The organism is Methylophilus sp. YYY-1 (assembly GCF_029132825.1).
In the GTDB taxonomy this organism is placed as follows: Bacteria; Pseudomonadota; Gammaproteobacteria; order Burkholderiales; family Methylophilaceae; genus Methylophilus; species Methylophilus glucosoxydans.
In genome coordinates this window covers 939,760-954,817 of the sequence record NZ_WOVG01000001.1, presented here as the reverse complement: position 1 = coordinate 954,817, position 15,058 = coordinate 939,760, and the positions used below count along the sequence as shown (strand labels likewise).

The window sequence follows — 15,058 nt, the reverse complement described above, 5'->3', positions numbered from 1 at the left end:
TTTACAGGATCAGTCGCCAGACTTGCATGCCTGACGGTTGAAAACCATGTTTTCTATAAAGGTGCTGGCCAGCCTGATTATCCTGGTCGGTGAGCAGGGTCAAGCGCTGGATCGCCTGCTGGCGCGCGTGCGCAATCGCAAAAGTCAGCAATTGCGAGCCAATGCCTAAGCCTCGACAGGTCTGATCGACCACCATATCTTCAAGCAATGCCACGCGGCCGCCTAATGCGGTCGAAATTGTAAACAGCAGACTTACCATCGCAATCACTTGCCCTTGTTGCCGTGCTACTAAAATATGGCCGATGTCAGGGTGTTACAGAATGTGGCTCAAGCCTTGCTGCTGGGCCGTGTGGTCAGGGGAGAATTCGTGTTCCTGGGCAAACAGTTGCGCGAGCAGCGCGCATAAGGCGGGCAGGTCAGCCAGGGTTGCAGGTTCAAACTGAAGGGTGGCATGGGCTGTCATGCGCGTGTGCTTTCATGACAGCCGAACATGTAATGTGCCTTAACCCTTATTTTTCAACAAAGGCTTTTTCAATCACGTAGTCACCCAGTTCGCCGATGCGCGGCGAGACTTTGAAACCACGCTTGTCCAGCATGGCGGCCGTGTCGACCAGCATGGCCGGGCTACCGCAGATCATGGCGCGGTCCGTTTCCGGATTCAATGGCGGCAAGCCAATATCGGTAAACAGTTTGCCATTTTCCACCAGGTCTGTCAGGCGGCCCATGTTTTTAAATGGCTCGCGTGTGACGGTGGGATAGTAGATCAGTTTATTGCGCACTTCTTCGCCAAAAAACTCGTTATTCGGCAGTTCTTTGGTGATGAAGTCTTCGTAGGCCAGTTCATTGACGTAACGTACGCCGTGAATCAGGATGACTTTTTCAAAGCGGTCATAGACTTCGATGTCCTGAATCAGGCTCATGAACGGCGCTAAACCCGTGCCGGTTGAGAAGAAATACAGGTGTTTGCCTGGCTTGAGGTCTGAGGTGATCAGCGTGCCGGTTGGCTTACGGCTCACCAGCAGCGGGTCGCCCACTTTCAGGTGTTGCAGGCGTGAGGTCAGCGGGCCATTGGGCACCTTGATGCTGAAAAACTCCAGATGCTCTTCGTAGTTGGGGCTGGCAATACTGTAGGCACGGGTCAATGGCAGGCCATCGACTTCCAGGCCGATCATCACAAACTGGCCGTTTTCAAAGCGCAAGCCAGGATCACGGGTGGTTTTGAAACTGAACAGCGTGTCATTCCAGTGATGCACGCTCAACACCGTTTCGGTGGAATATTTTTTACTCATGAGATGAACAGGTTTCTGAATTCAAAAGGTTAATTGGTAAACACTTAATTATAACGCAGCCGTCAATTGCGGCACGGCTTCAAACAAATCTGCCACCAGGCCGTAGTCGGCAATCTTGAAGATTTGCGCTTCTGGATCCTGATTGATGGCGACCACGACTTTACTGTCTTTCATGCCATAGGCATGCTGGATGGCGCCGGAAATACCAACGGCGATGTACAGCTCTGGGGCGACCACTACACCGGTTTGGCCGACTTGCAGGTCGTTGGGGGCGTAGCCGGAATCGACCGCGGCACGGCTGGCACCAATGGCGGCATGCAGTTTATCTGCTAGCGGGGCCAGCACGTCTTTAAATGCATCCGCACTGCCCAGCGCACGGCCACCAGAGACCACTACTTTAGCGGCGGCCAATGGGGGGCGCTCGGATTTGTTAAAGGCTTCTGCCAACCAGCGGCTGCCTTCTGGTGCAGCTGGCACAGTCACCGATTGAATGGCAGCATTGGCGCCAGTCGCAGCGGCAGAGAACTTGCTGCCACGCACGGTGAGTACTTGTTTGGCATCACTGCTTTGTACCGTTGCCAGCACGTTACCGGCGTAAATGCCACGCACATAGGTGTTGCTATTCACGATCTCGAGCACGTCAGACAGCATGTTGACATCGAGCAGGGCGGCGATACGTGGCATGACGTTTTTGCTGAAAGCGCTGTGCGCAGCCAGCACCACGCTGTAATTGGCCGCCAACGGCACAACCAGCGCAGCCAGGTGTTCTGCGGTCGGGTGTTGCAGTGCGGCATCGGTCGCAACCAGCACGGTGCTGACGCCTTGCAAAGCGGCGGCTTGTGCTGCCAGGCCGTCAGCTTGTGCAGCAGCAATCAATACATCCACTGGTTGCTGCCAGTGTTGGGCCGCAGTCACGGCGCGTGCCACTTGTTCGTTTAAATGTTGACCGTCGTGTTCGGCAATAATCAATGTTCTCATGGCAGCAGTCCCTCGTGCGTACGCAGTTTGCTCAATAATTCATTCACGTCTTTCACCATCACGCCGGCTGGGCGCTCTGGTGGGGCGGCGACCTTCAGTTGTTGCACACTATGGGTGAGTGACAGATTGAGCGAATCAAGCGGGAGGGTCTCAATGGGTTTTTTTCTGGCCATCATGAGGTTGGGCAGTTTGACGTAGCGTGGCTCGTTCAGGCGCAGGTCAGCAGTAATCACAGCTGGCAGGCTCACGGACAAGGTTTGCGTGCCGCCATCAATCTCGCGCACCACGGTCGCCTGATGATCGGCAATGGTGATCTGCGAGGCATACGTAGCTTGTGGCAGGTTGAGCAGGGCCGCCAGCATTTGGCCGGTCTGGCCGGCATCATCATCAATGGCTTGCTTGCCCAGCAGGATCAAGGCAGGCTGTTCACGCTCGACCACGGCTTTGAGCACCTTGGCGACGGCCAGCGGGGCCAGGCTGTTTGCTGTTTCAACCAGCGTCACACGGTCCACGCCCATGGCCAGGGCATGGCGCAAGATATCCTGATGCGTCGCGGCACCAATGGTGACGGCGACGATTTCTGTGACAATGCCTTTTTCTTTGAGGCGGATGGCTTCTTCGATGGCGTTTTCATCAAAGGGATTGACTCCCATTTTGACGCCCTCGATATCCACATCCGAACCGTCCGCTTTGACGCGGACTTGAATGTTATAATCAACGACCCGTTTGATCGCTATCAATGCTTTCATAAAACGTTTGCCTTTGTTGGGGGTATTTACTCGTAACCGGGCATTTTAAGCCAGCTTGTAATATTTATTAAATTGATTATTATAATATTATATATCTATTCTGTAGATTGATTTTGACGCGGCGCAACTCTCGGCCACGCAGCCCCCTCCATGAAATACACCCTCAGGCAACTGGAAATCTTTGTCGCGATTAGCCGCACTGGCAGCGTCTCCCGTGCCTGCGACCAGTTGGCCTTGTCGCAATCAGCCGCCAGCACCGCCCTGATCGAGCTGGAAAAACAGTTTGATATCCAGTTGTTTGACCGGGTCGGCAAGTCTTTGCGCATCAATGAAGCGGGCCAGCAGCTGTTACCCAAGGCGGTCGAATTGCTGGACCGCGCGCGTGAAATCGAGCGCATGCTGCAGGGGCAGCAGGGCTACGGTCATCTCAAGATTGGCGCGACGCTGACCGTGGGCAATTATCTGGTCACCTTGCTGGTGGCCAAGTTCTTGCAGCAGTATCCGCAAAGCCACATCCAGTTGCAGGTGCAGAACACACGGACCATCGTCGAGCAGATTGCCAACCACACCCTGGATTTGGGTATGATAGAAGGCGAGTGCAATCATCCCGATATTGCGGTGGCGCCCTGGATTGCCGATGAGCTGGTCATTTTTGCCGCGCCCACGCATCCGTTGGCATTGTGGGCACAAAGCGGCAAACCCATCCACAAAGCGGATTTACTGCTACAGCCCTGGATCGTGCGCGAGAAGGGCTCAGGCACGCGCGAGACCTTTGACCGCGCCTTTAAACAGGATTATTCAAAACTCAATATTACGCTGGAGCTGGAACATACCGAGGCGATCAAGCGCGCGGTAGAATCGGGCCTTGGCATTGGCTGTATTTCGCGGCTGGCCCTCAAGGATGCATTCAGGCGCGGCAGCCTGGTGCCGATTGAGAACCACGGCTTGCAATTTCACCGCAATTTTTATTTTTTATGGCACAGGCAAAAATACCAGACCGGTGGCATTCGACAGTTTCTGGCGTTCTGCCAGGCGTTTACCCAAGGGGCGACGCGTAGCGACCTGATCGATATCCCGGCCATTGCCTGACGAAGGAGCAAAGATGGAAAGAGATGTCATGGAGTACGATGTGCTGGTTGTGGGGGCGGGCCCGGCGGGCTTGTCCGCAGCCATCCGTCTCAAACAACTGGCGCAGGCGCAAGGCCAGGAGCTGGGCGTGTGTGTCCTGGAAAAAGGCGCCGAAGTCGGTAGCCATATTTTCTCTGGTGCCGTGCTGGACCCGAAAGCCCTGCAGGAGTTGTTCCCTGACTGGCAGGCCTTGGGCGCGCCGCTCAATACCGCCGTCGATAAAGATACCTTTGTGGTGCTGGGTGAAGAAAATGCCTGGGCCATGCCGGAGTGGTCACTGCCGCCCTTGATGCGCAACCATGGCAATTACATCATCAGTCTGGGCGAAGTCTGCCGCTGGCTGGCGACGCAGGCAGAAACACTGGGCGTAGAAATCTATACCGGGTTCTCTGCACAAGCCCCCAGTTATGACGATCAAGGCCGCATGACTGGCGTGATTACCGGCGATATGGGCCTGGATAAGCAAGGTAACCCCACAGCCAACTACACCCCAGGCATCGAAATCCGCGCCAAATACACGCTGGTGGCCGAGGGGACACGTGGCTCACTGACCAAGCAGCTTGAAGCCCGTTATGGCTTGCGGGCAACGTCCAGCCCTGCCAAATACGGCATCGGCTTTAAAGAGGTTTGGCGTGTCAAACCCGAGTTGCATCAAAAAGGCCTGATCGAGCATACCTTGGGCTGGCCACTGGATGCCAGCACCGGTGGCGGTGGCTTTATTTATCACCATGGCGAAAACCTGGTGTCCGTGGGCTATGTGGTGCATCTGGATTACCGTAACCCCTATTTATCGCCCTTTGATGTCTTCCAGACGTACAAGACACATGCCAAGCTCAAAGCCTTGCTGCAAGACGGTAAACGCTTAAGCTATGGCGCACGTGCCATTTCAGAAGGCGGCATCCAATCATTGCCTGAGATGGCTTTTCCAGGGGGCGCCTTACTGGGCTGCAGTGCAGGCCTGGTCAATGTGCCTAAAATCAAGGGCACGCATTACGCCATGAAGTCCGGCATGCTGGCGGCGGAAGCCGTGTTCGAAGCCATGGCACAAGGCAGCCCAGAAGTGTTGAGTGCTTATCCGCAAAAACTGCGCGCCTCCTGGGTCTGGCAAGAATTGTCTGCGGTGCGTAACGTCAAGCCTTATTTGTCCCGCTTTGGCACCTGGGGCGGCACCGTATTGGGTGGCGCCGAAATGTGGCTGTCCAGTTGGGGCGTGACCTTGCCGTGGACGCTCAAGCATGGCAGCGCAGACCATGCGACTTTGGCCGAGGCTGCCAATAGCCGTCCGCCTGTGTATGCCAAACCGGATGGCGTGTTGACCTTTGATAAACTGAGCTCGGTCAGCTTATGCAATATTTCGCACGATCACCAGCAACCGTGCCATTTGAAACTCGGCGTGGCAGATAGGGCCGTGCGTGTGAATCTGCCGAAATATGCCGGCCCAGAGCAGCGCTATTGCCCGGCGGGGGTGTATGAGTTTGTCGAGCAGGCCGGTGAAAAGACCTTGCAGATTAATGCGCAGAATTGCATCCATTGCAAAACCTGTGACATTAAAGACCCAACGCAGAATATTAATTGGGTACCGCCGGAAGGGGGCAGTGGGCCGAATTATGTTTCGCAGTAATTGGCGAAGTCGTTTGGTTACCACCAGGTAGGGATAAAGTAGTGCGCTGTATGCCTTTGCACACTTGCAATCAGACCTAATTGCAAATTGTGCTAGTAGACATGCATATGTGTGACATTCCTTTTCGCCTCTCGGCGAGTTACTTTTCTTTGCTTGCCCAAAGATAAAGTAACCAAAAGAAAGTGCACCCCAGCTTCCGCTTGTTTCCTGCGTTGCTCACCAAAATAAGCGCTCGCGAAACTCATCCTAGCGGCCTGCACACACCGCAGGCCACCGCGGGATTCGAACAGCCGCTCGCTTCATCTTATTTTGCCTGCGCTACTCGGCGCGGCAGATGGGGACCCCGGAACACCATGCGACTGCCACTGTTGGCGGATTGAATAAAAGAATTATTTTTTTGAACGGTTCAAACTTCAACAGTGTGACTTTGGCGAGATAAATCCCATCCCATCACGCTGAGTAGCGGAGACAAAATTAAGAGTAGAGGGAGCGACTGTCCGAATCCCGCAGCAGCTCACGTAGTGTGTGAGCTGCTAGGATGAGTTTCGTGACCGGCTTATTTTGTCGAGCAACGCAAGGGAGCCGAAGGCCGTGATGGCTGGGTGTCGTCCTATTTGGTTACTTTCTGGGGGACAAGCACCAGAAAGTAACTCGCCATCAAGGCGAAATGAATGATTCTAGCCAGCACTCGAGGACGGGAGTAACTTGTATCGCGACAGAAAGGTCTCTGAGCCAAGAAAAGAAGTTTTTAAGTATTCTAGAAAATGGCCCTGTTGGCGTGTAATGTGATCAACACAATGAACGTGCTATTTCTTCTGCGTCAGCGCAATAAAGGCGGCAATCCACCCAATTGCAGTAGTACACAGCAAGATCAGCCCACCCACATGAACCAGATGAAAAGCCAACTGAAAATGGCTTTGATAGTTATTAGCCAGCAATTGCACCGGCTGCCGCAGGTTCCAGACAATGGCAAATAAGAGTGCGACGGCAATCAGGCCTCCGCCCAGACCATAAGCGCCGCCCATATACAAAAACGGGCGCCGGATAAAGCTGTGCGTGGCGCCGATCAGGCGGCTGACTTCAATCTCGGCTTCATGCGTGAGAACCTGCATGCGCACGGTGTTGCTGATGACGGTAATCATGGCAATGCCGAGCAGACTGGCAAAAATAATGGCAATGCGTTTGCCCAGCTGCAGCATGGAATGCAGGCGTTCTATCCACACGCTATCAATGACGATTTCATCGACTTCTGGCCGGGTTTGCAGCAGGGTTTGTACCGGTTTGACGGTGGCAGGCTGTGTATCCGTCAAGGTAATGAACACGGCATCTGGCAGCGGGTTTTGCGGCAAATCGACTAGCAAGTTTTTTTGCGAAAACTGCTGGGACAGTTGCTCGATAGCATCTTCTTTGGAGACATAACGCACCTCTTTGACCTGTGGCAGGCCTTGTGTATCGTTGATCAATCGTTGAATCAGGTTGCTGGAGGTCGCCGGTTTGAAAAAGACGCTGATTTGCGCATCCTGCTTGATGGCGCCAGACATGTCCTGCAAGTTATCCAGCGCGACAAATAGCAGGCCGGGCAGGGTGACGGTAATGCCAATCACCATGCAGATAATCAGGGTATTGAGCCAGTGATTTTTTAAACGCTGCAAGACCAGGTCTAAGGCCAGCGTGTGTTGGTTAAGCCAGTTTTTCATGCACTTGTTCTCATAACATGGCCGTCTGTGCAGGCAGGGTGCTAATGGTTTGGTGGTCGATATGCAGTGTACGGTAAGCGATGCTGCTGACTTGGGCGACATCGTGCATGGCAATCACCACGGTCACGCCCACTTCATTAAAGGCTTTGAGTAACTGCATGATTTCAAGCGAGGCCGCCTGATCGAGGCCGCCGGTCGGTTCATCGGCAATCACAATCGAGGGGCGGCTGACCACAGCGCGCGCAATGGCGAGCCGTTGTTGCTCGCCGCCGGACAAGGTGATCGGCATGGCTTTTTCTTTATTGAGCAAGCCGACTTTATCCAGCGCTGCCCGCACGCGGCGAGCAGCCTCTTCGCCGGTGATGCCCTGAATGCTGAGCGGCAAGGCCACGTTGTCAAAGCTGTTGCGGTCGTAGAGCAGTTTGTGGTCCTGAAACACCAGGCCAAAGCGGCGACGCAAATAGGGCACGGCATTCGGATGCAGTTTGCCGATATCCTGCTGATTGATCAGAATCTGGCCGCTGGAAGGCGCTTCAATGCCCGCCATCAATTTAAGCAGGGTGCTTTTGCCTGCGCCAGAGTGGCCGGTGACGAGCACGAAATCGCCTTTGTCTATATTGAAGCTGACCTGGCGGAACAGGTGTGCGCTATTGGGGTAGCGCATGCTGACGTTTTTAAACACAATCATGGCTAGTCATCAATCAAGGCGTCAATAAAGTCATGGGCGTCAAACGGGCGCAGGTCATCAATACTTTCCCCCACGCCAATAAAACGCACCGGAATCTTACTTGCCGATTGCTGGCTCAGGTGCGCAATCGCGGCAATGACGCCGCCTTTGGCGGTGCCATCCAGCTTGGTTAAGGCCAGTCCGGTGACACCAAGCGCCTCGTTAAAGGCTTTTAACTGGTTGACCGCGTTTTGGCCGGTGTTGGCATCCAGCACCAGCAAAATTTCGTGTGGCGCACCGGGCAAGGCTTTGTCGATGACACGCTGCACTTTTTTAATCTCATCCATCAGGTGCAGTTGCGTGGGCAAGCGGCCTGCGGTATCGGCGATGACCACGTCGATTTTTCTGGCCATGGCCGAGTTCACCGCATCGTAAATCACTGCTGCCGGGTCGCCACTCTCTGAGGCAATGACGTGCACATCGTTGCGCTCGCCCCACACCTGCAACTGTTCACGGGCAGCGGCCCTAAACGTATCCCCCGCGGCAATCAGCACGCTTTTGCCCTGGGCCTGCAAATACTTAGCCAGTTTGCCAATAGTGGTGGTTTTGCCAGCGCCATTCACGCCGACCATCATCATCACAAATGGCTGGTGATCCTTGACCTCTAGCGGCACTTGCAAGGGCGTCAGCAGGTCAAGCAGCGTGTCTTTCAACGCCTGTTTCAGTGCAATGGTGTCTTGCAGATCATGCTTTTTGACACGGCTGCGCAGTTGTTCGAGCAGGTGCTGGGTGGCACTAACGCCGACATCCGAAGTTAGCAGGATGGTTTCTAGTTCTTCGTAAATGTCTTCATCAATCTTGCCACCGCCAAACAAGGCACTTAACTGCCCGCCCAGCTGCTGACGGGTTTTGGCCAGCCCGTTTTTGAGACGCTGCGCCCAGCTCAGGCTGGTCGGTTCAGGTTGGGCAGGCGTCGCTGGTTCGGATTTTTTGGCGAAAGGATTAAACATGGCAATCTAAAACTCTGTAATATGACTATTTTAAGCCGAATCGACGTTTCCCGCCACGTCAAGCTGAGCACTTGAGTCGCCAGGCCTCCGAACTTAGTCCGCGCTGTGTCGGTCACATGCATGGCGATACACATCAAGCTAAAAACAACCTATTCATCATTCATAAAGTCAGATATGAAAAAATCTTATTCTTTTGCGCGCTTGCCACGATTGGGGCTGTGCCTGGTCCTGCTGATGAGCGCCCATGCCGCGCAAGCACAGGCAGAGATTGCGCAGAAAACCCTTAAAAACGGACTCAAAGTCATTGTGCAGGAAGACCATCGAGCGCCCGTCGTTGTCTCGCAAGTCTGGTATCGCGCCGGTTCGCTGGATGAAGTGAATGGCAAAACCGGGGTTGCCCATGTGCTGGAACACATGATGTTTAAAGGTACACAAAAAGTCCCGGCCGGGCAGTTTTCCCGCCAGATTGCGGCTGCGGGCGGTAAAGAAAACGCCTTTACCAGCAAAGATTACACCTGTTATTTCCAGCAACTGGAAAAATCCAGATTGCCGCTGGCCTTTACGCTGGAAGCAGACCGCATGGCCCATTTGCAGATTACCGATGCCGAGTTTGCCAAAGAGATTGAGGTGGTGAAAGAGGAACGCCGCTGGCGTACTGAAGACAAGCCGCAATCACGTGTCAACGAACAATTTGAATCTTCGGTCTATCGTGCCCATCCTTATGGCCGTCCGGTGGTCGGCTTTATGAATGATCTTGAAAATATGACTGCTGATGATGCCCGTGAGTGGTACCGCACCTGGTATGCGCCGAATAATGCCACAGTGGTGGTGGTCGGTGACGTCAAGGCGCAGGAGGTGTTTGCGCTGGCTGAAAAAAACTTTGGCAAACTGGCGGCCAAGCCTTTACCTGTGCGTAAGCCACAGGTGGAGCCCGCCCAGATTGGTGAGCGCCGGGCCATTGTGAAGGCGCCAGCCAAGCTGCCCTTTTTTGTGATGGGGTTTCACGCGCCCGCGCTCAAAAATGCGGCGGCTTACAGCGAGCAGGACTGGGAGCCTTATGCGCTTGAAGTGTTGTCCAGCATTCTGAGTGGCAATGATGCGTCACGCCTCAACCAGAAACTGGTGCGTGAGCAGGCGATTGCGCTTGAAATTGACACGGGGTATGACAGTACCAACCGCGGTCAAACCTCGACATTTGAGGTGGCGGCCTCGCCAAGTGAAGGCGTCTCGCAAGAGGCGCTGATCAAGGCGATCTGGGCACAAATTGAAGAAGTCAAAAACAACGGCGTCACGCCGGCTGAGCTGCATCGAGTGAAAGCCGCGGTCATTGCCGCCGATGTCTACAAACGTGACTCCATGTTTTATCAGGCCATGCAGATCGGCCAGCTGGAAACCATGCATTACCCTTTATCTTTGCTGCAAACCAATGCGTCGCGTGTGCAGGCGGTCACCTCTGAACAAGTGCAGGCCGTGGCCAAAAAATATCTGGTCGCAGACCAAATGACGCTGGTCAGCCTGGACCCACAACCGATGGATCCTAACCAGAAGCCCGCCGGTCGGCCGCATCAACATTAATCCGTTCTTCGAACGTTTGATTTGGGAATTTCATGAAAGTCGTTACTTTATTTAAACACCGGGTATTCAACACGGTCTTGTTGATCAGCCTGCTGCAAGGCTATGCCAGCCTGGCGTGCGCCGCACTGAATATTCAGCACTGGACCACCGCGGAGGGCAGCGAAGTCTATTTTGTTGAAAATCATGCCTTGCCCATGATGGATGTCAGCATCAATTTTCGTGCAGGCAGCGCTTATGACCAGCCAGAAAGCAGTGGCGCCGCCGCGTTAACCCATCATGTGATGGGCATGGCCGCGGGCGGGTTGGCAGAGGAAACGCTGACTAACCGCTTTGCCGATGTGGGGGCCGTGTTGGGGGGCAGTTTTGATGCAGACCGCGCCAGCTTCAAGTTGCGTACTTTGACCAGCGAACAGCAGGCCGCACTGGACGCGTTTACGCTGGTGTTACACCAGCCGGATTTTCCTGAAGCCGTCGTGAGCCGTGAGCAAACCCGTATTGTGGCCGCGTTGCAAGAGGCCGAAACAGAGCCGGATAGCATTGCGCAAAAAGCCTTTATGCAAGCGGTGTACGGCATGCATCCTTACAGCCTGGATCAAAACGGTGAAGTGGGTACGGTGCCATCGCTAACGGTGAGCCAGTTGCGGCAGTTTTATCAAAGCCACTATACGGCAAAGTCTGCCGTGATCGCCCTGATGGGGGATCTGACCCCGGATCAGGCCCGGCAGATTGCGCAGCGTCTGAGTGCTGGCCTGCCAGCAGGACCTGCGGTGGCCGATATCCCCGCCGTGCCAGTGTTGTCTGCGCCCAAACTGAAAAAAGTGCCGCATCCGGCCATGCAGGCACACATCCTGGTTGGCCAGCCTGGCAATAAACGCGGCGATGCGGATTTCTTTGCGCTGTATGTGGGTAACTATATTTTGGGCGGCGGTGGTTTTGTGTCACGTCTGACCGAGGAAGTCCGTGAAAAGCGCGGTCTGGCGTATAGCGTGTATAGCTACTTTATGCCCATGAGCCAGTTGGGACCATTCCAGATCGGGCTGCAAACCAAAAAAGAGCAAAGTGAAGAAGCGCTCAAGCTGGTGATGGCCACCGTACAGAAATTTGTCGATCAAGGCGTGACAGAAAAGGAGCTGGCTGCGGCCAAGGATAACCTGATTGGTGGTTTTCCCATGCGTATAGACAGTAATAGCAAGATTCTGGAGTACCTGAACATGATCGGCTTTTACAAATTGCCGTTGGATTACCTGGATAGTTTTAATGACAAGGTCGCAGCCGTCACTGTGCAACAGGTGAATGATGCGTTCAAGCGCCGCATCCATCCTGAGCATTTTGCCACCGTGATTGTTGGTGCGGAATAACAAAAAGCCGGCAGTTTGCCGGCTTTTGCTTTTATGTCTGTTGCGGTGAGCGGGGTCAGATTAAGCCATGCGCTTTTTTCTCGCCAGCCAGTAGTATAAAAAGGCCCCCAGCAGGTTTAAAAAGAAAATCACCAGAAACCACACCAGCTTGTCTTCACTTTGATTGGCCAGGCAATCAATCAGCATCCATACCCAAAACAGTGACAGCGCCAGCGCGATCACGCCGCCCAGCAGACCAAAGCCAAATAAGAACTCCATAGCAATATTCCTTGATGAATTAACGAAATCATAACACGATGACTTGGGTGCACCCTCGGTTTAGCGCAGGCCATGGGTAGTCGGGATGCAAAATCTGGGATAATGCTGCTTTATTTATTCGAATCAACCACCGCTCATGAATCAGGTACGATTGAATGCCGGGAAATGGCGTAGCCGTGTACTCAAGTTTCCCGATGCCGAAGGGCTACGCCCGACGCCAGACCGCGTGCGGCAAACCGTCTTTAACTGGCTGGGCCAGGACTTGACAGGCAAAACCTGCCTGGATTTGTTTGCGGGGACCGGTGCCCTGGGGTTTGAAGCGCTGTCTCGCAATGCCAAAGCGGTCACCATGCTCGAATTGGCCAAAGCGCCTTATGCGGCTTTGTGCCAGAACCAGCGTTTGCTGGAGGCGACCCAGGCCTGCATCCAGCAAATGGATGCCAGAACTTTTCTGGGCAGCAATCAACAGCCGTTTGACGTGATTTTTTGTGACCCGCCGTATCGCCAGGACTGGCTGGCGCAATTGTTGCCCGTGCTGCCCAGACATTTGGCGCCTGAAGGCTGGCTATATGTTGAGGCCGAATATGCGTTAAAATCCGATGCATGCTGGCAGGTGGTCAAATCGGGCAAAGCGGGTCAGGTCTATTTTCACCTGCTGCAACCCGCGTCAGCCGATGCGGCTGCTGGCACGGATTAAGGCAATCAAGTCAGCGGCAGCCAGCAACGACACAACGATGATTACGGAAGCAAGCGATGAGTAAAACCAGAATTGCCGTCTATCCAGGCACCTTTGATCCCATCACCCTGGGGCATGAGGATATTGTGCGCAGGGCGGCCAAGCTGTTTGACCAAGTGATTGTGGCAGTGGCTGGCAGCACCAGCAAACAAACCTTGTTCAGCCTGCAAGAGCGGGTTGCGCTGGCAGAGTCGGTGTTTGCAGGCGATAACATCCGTGTGGTCGGCTTTGACGGCTTGCTCATGCAGTTTGTGCAGGCGCAGGGCGGGCAGATGGTGATCCGTGGCCTGCGTGCGGCCAGTGACTTTGAATATGAGTTTCAGTTGGCGGGCATGAACCGCAAGCTCTATCCCAAACTGGAAACCCTGTTCATGACCCCGGCGGAAGAGTTCATGTTTATTTCCTCCAGCCTGGTGCGTGAAGTGGCGCGCCTGGGAGGAGATGTGAACCAGTTTGTCTCACCAGGCGTCGAACGGGCAATCAAGCAAAAACTGGCGATCGCCTGAGTGATGGCGCCTCTGTAGCGATGTAAAGAAAATCATGGCTTTATTTATTACCGATGAATGTATTAACTGCGATGTGTGCGAGCCCGTGTGCCCGAATGAAGCCATCTCGCAAGGCGCAGAAATTTATGAAATCAACCCCGACTTGTGTACCGAGTGCGTCGGCCATTACGATAAACCGCAATGTCAGCAGGTCTGCCCGATCAGCTGCATTCCGCTAGACCCTGAGCGGCGCGAAACCAAGGAGCAATTGCTGGAGAAATATCAGCGCATTGTTGCCACGCGGGGTTAAGCCGAGTGGACCGGTTACGTCCACAACAGATTAAAAAAATCAGAGATCAAGGAGACATCAATGCGGATTTTACATACCATGTTGCGCGTGGGCGATATGCAACGTTCCATCGACTTTTATACCGGCGTACTGGGCATGAAGTTAATCCGTACCCAGGATTATCCTGACGGCGAGTTTACACTGGCGTTTGTCGGCTATGGTAACGAGTACGACCACACCGTGCTGGAGCTCACCTACAACTACGGCAAAACCACTTATGACATGGGCACCGCCTATGGTCATATGGCGATTGAAGTGGACGATGCCTATAAAGCCTGTGAGCTGGTCAAGGCCAAGGGCGGCAAAGTGGTGCGCGAGGCGGGGCCGATGAAACACGGCACCATTGTCATTGCCTTTATCGAAGACCCGGATGGCTATAAAATCGAATTCATCCAGAAGGGGACGATTGAATACCCCAAGCATGTCTAACCGGACATTGTTATTGCAGGCAGTGAGGCTGGCGCAAGCCGGAGACTGGCATGGCGCACATCAGATTGCGCAGGTGTACAGTGATCCCACTGCCAACTGGATACATGCGGTATTGCATAAAATAGAAGGTGACCGTTGGAATAGCGAGTACTGGTATGCCAGAACCGGCGGTCATCAGTATGCAGATTTTGACAGCGACAGTGCGGCAGAGCTCGACGCGATCGCCCGCTGGCTGACGCCAGAATAGCGCTTATTTACTTGTGCTCTTCCTCGCTGCCCTGGCGACCCGTCGTAAAAATGCCCCACAGTGATTGCGTAAACAGCCCGATCACGGTCCCAAACAGAAATAGCAGCAAGCCGATGATCAGGCACATCAGCAGCAAAAAGCCATCCTGCAGCCAAACGCTCTGCGCGGCCAACGATTGCCAGACGGACAGGATTTGTGCCATCCAATGATCGAGATTGATGCATTTCATCTGTCTATTATGCCTCAGGAAACCGAGTGTGATGCATAGTCGTAGCGTCTTTGCTAGTGCAAATTTCCGCAAAACATCCATCAAACTGTGCGGCCTTGCCGTTTCAGAGACTGATGGAAAGTCTGGGTTCAACGCGACTGTTGCCCATGTGATTCGAGGCCCAAATCGGTGCACCGGTTTGCCTGTTGGCAGTGCATGGGAGTCACTTCGTATATGGCGCTTGAGTTTCGTTTCTTCCAATACGCTGATTTTA

19 protein-coding genes are annotated in these 15,058 nt (G+C 54.0%); 9 read left to right on the top strand and 10 right to left on the bottom strand.

Going from position 1 to position 15,058, the window contains the following annotated elements:
* Position 1: 1 nt before the first annotated feature.
* Genes GOC95_RS04535 through GOC95_RS04515 form a run of 5 tightly spaced genes read right to left on the bottom strand, consistent with a single transcriptional unit; the run spans position 2 to position 3,016 of the window.
* Entirely contained in the window at positions 2-295 is a 294-nt protein-coding gene (locus GOC95_RS04535) for a GNAT family N-acetyltransferase (protein WP_275356393.1), read from the bottom strand.
* Positions 296-313: 18 nt separating this feature from the next.
* Positions 314-463, bottom strand: coding sequence for a hypothetical protein (locus GOC95_RS04530; RefSeq protein WP_275356054.1), 150 nt, complete (start codon positions 461-463; stop codon positions 314-316).
* Between the two features lie 46 nt (positions 464-509).
* A complete protein-coding gene (locus GOC95_RS04525; RefSeq protein WP_194748348.1) occupies positions 510-1,289 on the bottom strand; it encodes a ferredoxin--NADP reductase in 780 nt (259 codons plus the stop codon).
* 48 nt (positions 1,290-1,337) lie between these two features.
* Positions 1,338-2,267, bottom strand: a complete 930-nt coding sequence (locus tag GOC95_RS04520) for an FAD-binding protein (RefSeq protein WP_275356052.1) — start codon at positions 2,265-2,267, stop codon at positions 1,338-1,340.
* Positions 2,264-3,016, bottom strand: coding sequence for an electron transfer flavoprotein subunit beta/FixA family protein (locus GOC95_RS04515; protein WP_275356051.1), 753 nt, complete (start codon positions 3,014-3,016; stop codon positions 2,264-2,266). Before GOC95_RS04515 ends, GOC95_RS04520 begins: the two co-directional genes overlap by 4 nt.
* Before the next feature lie 150 nt (positions 3,017-3,166).
* Here GOC95_RS04515 and GOC95_RS04510 point away from each other — a divergent pair, with 150 nt between their 5' ends.
* Positions 3,167-4,105 (top strand): LysR family transcriptional regulator, encoded by a 939-nt coding sequence (locus tag GOC95_RS04510; protein WP_194748345.1) that lies wholly within the window; start codon positions 3,167-3,169, stop codon positions 4,103-4,105.
* Between the two features lie 13 nt (positions 4,106-4,118).
* On the top strand, positions 4,119-5,765 hold the full coding sequence (locus GOC95_RS04505) for an electron transfer flavoprotein-ubiquinone oxidoreductase (RefSeq protein ID WP_275356049.1): 1,647 nt from the start codon (positions 4,119-4,121) through the stop codon (positions 5,763-5,765).
* Between the two features lie 806 nt (positions 5,766-6,571).
* Here GOC95_RS04505 and ftsX read toward each other — a convergent pair.
* From ftsX to ftsY, 3 genes are read right to left on the bottom strand one after another with little or no spacing between them, the layout of a single operon-like run.
* The gene (ftsX, locus tag GOC95_RS04500) at positions 6,572-7,462 is read right to left on the bottom strand and encodes a permease-like cell division protein FtsX (RefSeq protein WP_275356047.1); all 891 of its coding nucleotides are present in this window, start codon (positions 7,460-7,462) and stop codon (positions 6,572-6,574) included.
* A 10-nt stretch (positions 7,463-7,472) separates the two neighbouring features.
* On the bottom strand, positions 7,473-8,150 hold the full coding sequence (gene ftsE, locus GOC95_RS04495; protein WP_275356046.1) for a cell division ATP-binding protein FtsE: 678 nt from the start codon (positions 8,148-8,150) through the stop codon (positions 7,473-7,475).
* 2 nt (positions 8,151-8,152) lie between these two features.
* On the bottom strand, positions 8,153-9,139 hold the full coding sequence (ftsY, locus tag GOC95_RS04490) for a signal recognition particle-docking protein FtsY (RefSeq protein ID WP_194748341.1): 987 nt from the start codon (positions 9,137-9,139) through the stop codon (positions 8,153-8,155).
* A 234-nt stretch (positions 9,140-9,373) separates the two neighbouring features.
* Here ftsY and GOC95_RS04485 point away from each other — a divergent pair, with 234 nt between their 5' ends.
* Together GOC95_RS04485 and GOC95_RS04480 are read left to right on the top strand one after the other, a co-directional pair.
* Entirely contained in the window at positions 9,374-10,714 is a 1,341-nt protein-coding gene (locus GOC95_RS04485) for a pitrilysin family protein (RefSeq protein ID WP_275356392.1), read from the top strand.
* A gap of 32 nt (positions 10,715-10,746) precedes the next feature.
* Positions 10,747-12,072, top strand: coding sequence for a pitrilysin family protein (locus GOC95_RS04480; protein WP_275356042.1), 1,326 nt, complete (start codon positions 10,747-10,749; stop codon positions 12,070-12,072).
* 60 nt (positions 12,073-12,132) lie between these two features.
* Here GOC95_RS04480 and GOC95_RS04475 read toward each other — a convergent pair whose 3' ends face one another.
* Positions 12,133-12,330, bottom strand: a complete 198-nt coding sequence (locus GOC95_RS04475) for a PLDc N-terminal domain-containing protein (RefSeq protein ID WP_194748338.1) — start codon at positions 12,328-12,330, stop codon at positions 12,133-12,135.
* 136 nt (positions 12,331-12,466) lie between these two features.
* Between GOC95_RS04475 and rsmD the strand changes: the two genes are divergently transcribed.
* From rsmD to GOC95_RS04450, 5 genes are read left to right on the top strand one after another with little or no spacing between them, the layout of a single operon-like run.
* Positions 12,467-13,027 carry a 16S rRNA (guanine(966)-N(2))-methyltransferase RsmD gene (gene rsmD, locus GOC95_RS04470; protein WP_275356039.1) on the top strand — a complete coding sequence of 187 codons (561 nt, stop codon included), beginning with the start codon at positions 12,467-12,469 and terminating at the stop codon, positions 13,025-13,027.
* A gap of 56 nt (positions 13,028-13,083) precedes the next feature.
* On the top strand, positions 13,084-13,572 hold the full coding sequence (gene coaD / locus GOC95_RS04465) for a pantetheine-phosphate adenylyltransferase (RefSeq protein ID WP_275356037.1): 489 nt from the start codon (positions 13,084-13,086) through the stop codon (positions 13,570-13,572).
* 34 nt (positions 13,573-13,606) lie between these two features.
* Entirely contained in the window at positions 13,607-13,861 is a 255-nt protein-coding gene (locus GOC95_RS04460; protein ID WP_275356035.1) for a YfhL family 4Fe-4S dicluster ferredoxin, read from the top strand.
* 60 nt (positions 13,862-13,921) lie between these two features.
* Positions 13,922-14,329 carry a lactoylglutathione lyase gene (gene gloA / locus GOC95_RS04455; protein WP_275356033.1) on the top strand — a complete coding sequence of 136 codons (408 nt, stop codon included), beginning with the start codon at positions 13,922-13,924 and terminating at the stop codon, positions 14,327-14,329.
* Complete coding sequence (locus GOC95_RS04450) at positions 14,322-14,576, top strand: hypothetical protein (protein WP_275356031.1); 255 nt, start codon at positions 14,322-14,324, stop codon at positions 14,574-14,576. Before gloA ends, GOC95_RS04450 begins: the two co-directional genes overlap by 8 nt.
* A 7-nt stretch (positions 14,577-14,583) precedes the next feature.
* Here the strand turns inward: GOC95_RS04450 and GOC95_RS04445 are convergent, their stop codons facing one another.
* The gene (locus GOC95_RS04445) at positions 14,584-14,805 is read right to left on the bottom strand and encodes a hypothetical protein (protein WP_275356029.1); all 222 of its coding nucleotides are present in this window, start codon (positions 14,803-14,805) and stop codon (positions 14,584-14,586) included.
* Positions 14,806-15,058: the final 253 nt, after the last annotated feature.

What these genes read in the sequence shown, in the direction of transcription:
- GOC95_RS04460 (WP_275356035.1), top strand. Translation starts at nt 13,607, where the DNA reads ATGGCTTTATTTATTACCGATGAATGTATTAACTGCGATGTGTGCGAG.
- GOC95_RS04480 (WP_275356042.1), top strand. Translation starts at nt 10,747, where the DNA reads ATGAAAGTCGTTACTTTATTTAAACACCGGGTATTCAACACGGTCTTG.
- ftsX (WP_275356047.1), bottom strand. Translation starts at nt 7,462, where the DNA reads ATGAAAAACTGGCTTAACCAACACACGCTGGCCTTAGACCTGGTCTTG.
- GOC95_RS04445 (WP_275356029.1), bottom strand. Translation starts at nt 14,805, where the DNA reads ATGAAATGCATCAATCTCGATCATTGGATGGCACAAATCCTGTCCGTC.
- rsmD (WP_275356039.1), top strand. Translation starts at nt 12,467, where the DNA reads ATGAATCAGGTACGATTGAATGCCGGGAAATGGCGTAGCCGTGTACTC.
- GOC95_RS04505 (WP_275356049.1), top strand. Translation starts at nt 4,119, where the DNA reads ATGGAAAGAGATGTCATGGAGTACGATGTGCTGGTTGTGGGGGCGGGC.
- coaD (WP_275356037.1), top strand. Translation starts at nt 13,084, where the DNA reads ATGAGTAAAACCAGAATTGCCGTCTATCCAGGCACCTTTGATCCCATC.
- GOC95_RS04515 (WP_275356051.1), bottom strand. Translation starts at nt 3,016, where the DNA reads ATGAAAGCATTGATAGCGATCAAACGGGTCGTTGATTATAACATTCAA.
- GOC95_RS04530 (WP_275356054.1), bottom strand. Translation starts at nt 463, where the DNA reads ATGACAGCCCATGCCACCCTTCAGTTTGAACCTGCAACCCTGGCTGAC.
- gloA (WP_275356033.1), top strand. Translation starts at nt 13,922, where the DNA reads ATGCGGATTTTACATACCATGTTGCGCGTGGGCGATATGCAACGTTCC.
- GOC95_RS04510 (WP_194748345.1), top strand. Translation starts at nt 3,167, where the DNA reads ATGAAATACACCCTCAGGCAACTGGAAATCTTTGTCGCGATTAGCCGC.
- ftsE (WP_275356046.1), bottom strand. Translation starts at nt 8,150, where the DNA reads ATGATTGTGTTTAAAAACGTCAGCATGCGCTACCCCAATAGCGCACAC.
- GOC95_RS04450 (WP_275356031.1), top strand. Translation starts at nt 14,322, where the DNA reads ATGTCTAACCGGACATTGTTATTGCAGGCAGTGAGGCTGGCGCAAGCC.
- GOC95_RS04475 (WP_194748338.1), bottom strand. Translation starts at nt 12,330, where the DNA reads ATGGAGTTCTTATTTGGCTTTGGTCTGCTGGGCGGCGTGATCGCGCTG.
- GOC95_RS04525 (WP_194748348.1), bottom strand. Translation starts at nt 1,289, where the DNA reads ATGAGTAAAAAATATTCCACCGAAACGGTGTTGAGCGTGCATCACTGG.
- GOC95_RS04485 (WP_275356392.1), top strand. Translation starts at nt 9,374, where the DNA reads ATGAGCGCCCATGCCGCGCAAGCACAGGCAGAGATTGCGCAGAAAACC.
- GOC95_RS04520 (WP_275356052.1), bottom strand. Translation starts at nt 2,267, where the DNA reads ATGAGAACATTGATTATTGCCGAACACGACGGTCAACATTTAAACGAA.
- ftsY (WP_194748341.1), bottom strand. Translation starts at nt 9,139, where the DNA reads ATGTTTAATCCTTTCGCCAAAAAATCCGAACCAGCGACGCCTGCCCAA.